At 53.8% G+C, this 1,799-nt stretch carries 1 protein-coding gene; it reads left to right on the top strand.

Annotated elements, in window-relative coordinates:
- Positions 1–267: 267 nt before the first annotated feature.
- Entirely contained in the window at positions 268–1,743 is a 1,476-nt protein-coding gene (gene zwf / locus L977_RS01665) for a glucose-6-phosphate dehydrogenase (RefSeq protein ID WP_047624450.1), read from the top strand.
- Positions 1,744–1,799 lie beyond the last annotated feature (56 nt).

Genomic DNA, 1,799 nt, shown 5'->3' with positions numbered 1-1,799 from the left:
AAGGGTAACAGTCGACAAGATAATGTTGTTGTTTTTTTTCATTACTTGATCGATGTCGGGTTTTGCTATGACCCTGTTGCGCAAATTATCGACGCTTGTTGCGTCATAATGCCCCCGTAATCGGCTGCAAGGCGAAAAATTGCCGTATCGCACGAGACGATAAGTGCTAATGGTTTCGGGAATGACGTAAAAGCAGTACAGTGCATTGTAATAAAATTACAACGATACCTGGCAGAAGTACCAGGTGATCCAACTGAGGAGAATGACATGGCGGTAACGCAAACAGCCCAGGCATGTGACCTGGTCATTTTCGGCGCGAAAGGCGATCTTGCACGCCGAAAATTGCTGCCTTCCCTGTATCAACTGGAGAAAGCGGGCCAAATTCATCCGGATACCCGTATCCTGGGGGTAGGGCGCGCCGACTGGGATAAGAACGCTTATACCAAAGTCGTCCGCGAGGCGCTCGAAACTTTCATGAAGGAAAAAATTGATGAAAGTTTGTGGGATACTCTGAGCGGTCGTCTTGATTTCTGCAACCTGGACGTCAATGACGTCAGCGCGTTTAACCGCCTGGGCGCCATGCTGGATCAGAAAAACCGTGTCACCATTAACTATTTCGCCATGCCGCCAAGCACGTTCGGCGCCATCTGCAAAGGTCTCGGCGAAGCCAAACTGAACGCCAAACCGGCGCGCGTGGTAATGGAGAAGCCGCTGGGTACCTCTCTGGCAACCTCGCGTGAAATCAACGACCAGGTGGGCGAGTTCTTCGAAGAGTGCCAGGTTTACCGTATCGACCACTATCTCGGTAAAGAGACGGTACTGAACCTGCTGGCGCTGCGTTTTGCTAACTCCCTGTTTGTGAATAACTGGGACAACCGCACTATCGACCACGTGGAAATCACCGTGGCGGAAGAGGTGGGTATCGAAGGTCGCTGGGGTTACTTTGACCAGGCAGGCCAGATGCGCGACATGATCCAGAACCACCTCCTGCAAATTCTGTGCATGATCGCCATGTCACCGCCGTCTGACCTGACGGCAGACAGCATTCGCGACGCCAAAGTCAAAGTGCTCAAGTCGCTGCGCCGCATCGACCGCTCCAACGTGCGCGAGAAGACCGTTCGCGGCCAGTACACCGCCGGGTTTGCGCAAGGCAAAAAAGTGCCGGGCTACCTGGAAGAAGAGGGCGCGAACAAATCCAGCAACACCGAGACTTTTGTGGCGATCCGCGTGGACATCGATGACTGGCGCTGGGCGGGCGTGCCGTTCTACCTGCGTACCGGTAAACGTCTGCCAACCAAATGTTCCGAAGTTGTCGTCTACTTCAAAAACCCGGAACTGAACCTGTTCAAAGAGTCCTGGCAGGAGCTGCCGCAGAACAAACTGACCATTCGTTTGCAGCCGGACGAAGGGGTTGATATCCAGATCCTCAACAAAGTGCCGGGCCTGGATCACAAGCATAACCTGCAGACCACCAAACTGGATCTGAGCTACTCCGAAACCTTCAACCAGACGCACCTCGCGGATGCTTATGAGCGTCTGCTGCTGGAAACCATGCGTGGTATCCAGGCGCTGTTCGTGCGTCGCGACGAAGTGGAAGAGGCGTGGAAATGGGTCGATTCCATTACCGAAGCCTGGGCAGCCGATCAGGATGCTCCAAAACCGTATCAGGCGGGTACCTGGGGGCCGGTTGCATCGGTGGCCATGATCACCCGTGATGGCCGCTCCTGGAACGAGTTTGAGTAGGATAATCCACTAGCCCGAAAGTGTTATTTTACCGGTAACATGATCTAACACAGCTA

This window comes from Enterobacter sp. ZOR0014 (assembly GCF_000798855.1).
Lineage (GTDB): Bacteria > Pseudomonadota > Gammaproteobacteria > Enterobacterales > Enterobacteriaceae > Enterobacter > Enterobacter kobei.
The sequence above is the reverse complement of the archived record's forward strand: the minus strand, read 5'-3'. Positions and strand labels throughout refer to the sequence as shown.